Origin of the sequence: Mesorhizobium sp. M7A.F.Ca.CA.002.05.1.1 (genome assembly GCF_003998335.1) — a bacterium.
Lineage (GTDB): Bacteria > Pseudomonadota > Alphaproteobacteria > Rhizobiales > Rhizobiaceae > Mesorhizobium.
In genome coordinates, this window is the sequence record NZ_RZQI01000739.1 from 1 (window position 1) to 3,037 (window position 3,037).

The following is a 3,037-nucleotide window of genomic DNA, read 5'->3' on the forward strand; positions in this document are numbered from 1 at the left end:
TCGCGACGCCGCAAGAAGGCGCCAGGCAAGTCGGCATGACCGCGCGCCAATACGAGCCAGTGCCGGCCTCGAGTGCTGTGTTCAACGAGCGCTTTTCCCTCTATGGCCGCATAGCCGGTGCGCTCGAACCGCATTGGCCTGACATCGAGAAACTGGCGCGGCCAGACACCGGGGGAAGCGCATGATCAAGGCCGACGAACGACGCGAAGAGATCGCCGATTATGTGATCAAGCTCGGCCAGGTACGCATCGACGATCTGGTCGAGCATTTCGGCGTGTCGCGTATGACCATCCACCGGCACATCGACCGGCTGGCGCAGCAGGGCGTGTTGCGCAAGCTGCACGGTGCGGTCACGGTTCAGCCTTCCGGTCTCTACGAAAGCGCCTTCCGCTACCGGGTGACGGTCAACCGTGCCGAAAAGGATGCTCTGGCGCGGACAGCACTCGATTATATCGAAGCTGGCCAGGTGGTGATGCTGGACGATTCGTCAACGGCAAATGCGGTCGCTACGCTCCTGCTCGACGTCAAGCCGCTGACCGTCATCACCAACTCAGTGGCGACGGCTGCACTGCTGACCCATGTCGACGAACTCGACTTCATCTGTCTCGGCGGCCAGTACCACAACACCTACAACGCCTATATCGGCATCGTCTGCGAGAACGCGGTGGCACAGCTTCGCGCCAATGTGCTGATCTGTTCGGCTTCGGCCATCACCGGAACCACCGCCTTCATCCAGGATCCCAATGTCGTGCGGGTCAAGCAGGCGATGATGGCCGCATCGGTCAAGCGTATCCTTCTGATCGACCATGCCAAGTTCGATAGGATCGCGCTGCATGTCTTCGATGATCTGACCAGCTTCGATGTCGTGCTGGCGACCGAAGGCCTGGGCGATGCGCGGGCGCAAGCCCTCGAACGGGCCGGCGTGAAGCTGCGCATCGTCAAGACGAAAGCGCCATGAGCTCGAGCGAAGCAATACGTACGGAAAATCCAGCCGGGCGTCTGGCCGCCATGGCCGGAGCCGGGGAGGTCGACGTCGTCATTCTTGGCGCCGGCATCAACGGGGCAGGGCTGTTTCGCGATCTGTGCGCGCAAGGCGTCAGCTGCCTGATCGTCGACAAGGCGGATTTCGGCTCCGGCACGAGTGCTGCGCCATCGCGGCTCATTCATGGCGGTCTGAAATATCTCGAAACCGGCGAGTTCAGGCTGGTGGCGCAGTCGACGCTCGAACGCAATTTGCTTTTGAAAAACGCGCCGCACTATGTCAGCCCGCTGCCAACGGTCATCCCGATCTTCTCCTGGAGCAAGGGCATGCTGGCGGCGCTGCGGACGCTGTTCGGCTCGACCAGCGCGCCGCGCAGCCGTGGCGCCGTCCTGATCAAGATCGGCCTGATGATCTATGATTTCTATGGCTCGCGAAACCAGGTCATGCCGCGTCACCGCATGGTCGGGCGGCGCCAGGCGCTCAGTGAGATGCCGGCGCTCGCCCCCTCGATCGTCGCCACCGGCACCTATTACGACGCCAAGATAAGCCACCCCGAGAGGCTCGTGCTCGAACTGATCCTCGATGGGCTGCAGGCAAACGAGGCCTCGGCCAGCGCGAACTACACGGCGCTGGCGAAGTCCGCCGATGGCGTGCTGACCTTCCAGCCGGAAAACGGCGCGGCCTTTTCGGTGCGGCCGAAGCTGGTGGTCAATGCCGCCGGTCCATGGATCGACGATGTCAACGATTCGCTAGGCGCGCCGTCGAAGATGATCGGCGGCACCAAGGGCTCGCACATCCTGTTGAAGCACGACGAGCTGGTCAAAAGCCTGGCCGGACGCATGCTGTATTTCGAAGCCGATGACGGCCGCATCTGCCTTGTCTACGACTATCTCGGCCTGGCGCTGGTCGGCTCCACCGACATCAAGGCCGACAACCCCGACGCGGTGCGCTGCGAACCTGACGAAGTCGAGTACCTGCTCGACAGCGTACGGACGCTGCTGCCGGGGATGGCGTTCGAGCGCGACCAGATCGTCTATGCCTATAGCGGCATCCGGCCGCTGCCGGCCTCGGATGCATCGGTGCCCGGCTTGATCAGCCGTGACCACTCGGCGCCCGTCGCCGAGCCGGATCGGAACAGACCTTTCGCAGTCATCTCGCTGATCGGCGGCAAGTGGACGACCTTTCGCGGCTTCGCCGAGGAAGTCGCCGACACCGTGCTCGGCCGCCTGCAGCGCAGCCGCAAGGTGACGACGCAGACCATGCCGATCGGCGGCGGCAGGGATTTCCCGGCTGATGCTGCAGCGCGAGCAAGTTGGCTGGCTCTGGCTCACTCGGAGACGGGCGCTGGAGAACGGCGTCTCGAGGCGCTGCTGTCGCGATATGGCACCAGAGCCACGCAGATCGCCACACATGAGCCGGATGATGAGGGCCGACTGCCGGATTCAGAAAGCTACAGCCGATCGGAAATTGACTACATCGTCCGCACCGAGTTCGTCGAACATCTGGCCGATATCGTCATGCGCCGCAGCACCCTGGCGATATCAGGGTCACTGACGGGCCGGGATCTGCAGGAGATTGCGACGATTGCCGGACGGGCGCTGGGCTGGAGCGCCGGGCGCCTCGCAGAGGAAGTCGAGGCCGCCGCCCTGGAACTCGAGGACCGGAACCTGATGCGGCTGGGCTGATCATTCCGTCGCCGATGCTCTTTCCCAAGGCAATCCGGTCGGTTTGCCTAAGGATGCGCCGCATCCCCAATCGCTCAACTCACAGGTGGATTGGGATTTTGCCGATGTCAGATATTATTATGGAGAAACAGCTAGTTAGAAAAAAATTAGATAGCCGATGGCTGTGCAATTCTACTGGCTCAGGCACGAAATAACACAGATTGACGTTAAATTAACATAGCCGTATGATCGAGTAACATGCTCACCTCCTAATAGGTCGATGTTGCCCGCCGAAATGCCGGCAGACCGGCGTTTCGGGAAGGGCGAGACCTGTGAATTCCCCATATGTGCATGCGCCAAATCCGGCGAGGGATTGACAGCGATGCAGGGA

Annotated in this window: 2 protein-coding genes and 1 pseudogene; all 3 read left to right on the forward strand. The window is 62.0% G+C overall.

Going from position 1 to position 3,037, the window contains the following annotated elements:
- A pseudogene (locus EN939_RS27595) lies at positions 1-185 on the forward strand (FGGY-family carbohydrate kinase); the annotation flags it as partial.
- Positions 182-958 carry a DeoR/GlpR family DNA-binding transcription regulator gene (locus EN939_RS27600; protein WP_127269804.1) on the forward strand — a complete coding sequence of 259 codons (777 nt, stop codon included), beginning with the start codon at positions 182-184 and terminating at the stop codon, positions 956-958. The pseudogene EN939_RS27595 and the gene EN939_RS27600, both read left to right, overlap by 4 nt.
- A gap of 50 nt (positions 959-1,008) precedes the next feature.
- The gene (locus EN939_RS27605) at positions 1,009-2,667 is read left to right on the forward strand and encodes a glycerol-3-phosphate dehydrogenase/oxidase (protein ID WP_164748772.1); all 1,659 of its coding nucleotides are present in this window, start codon (positions 1,009-1,011) and stop codon (positions 2,665-2,667) included.
- Positions 2,668-3,037 lie beyond the last annotated feature (370 nt).

Coding starts and splice junctions, on each gene's coding strand:
- EN939_RS27600 (WP_127269804.1), top strand. CDS start 182: ATGATCAAGGCCGACGAACGACGCGAAGAGATCGCCGATTATGTGATC.
- EN939_RS27605 (WP_164748772.1), top strand. CDS start 1,009: ATGGCCGGAGCCGGGGAGGTCGACGTCGTCATTCTTGGCGCCGGCATC.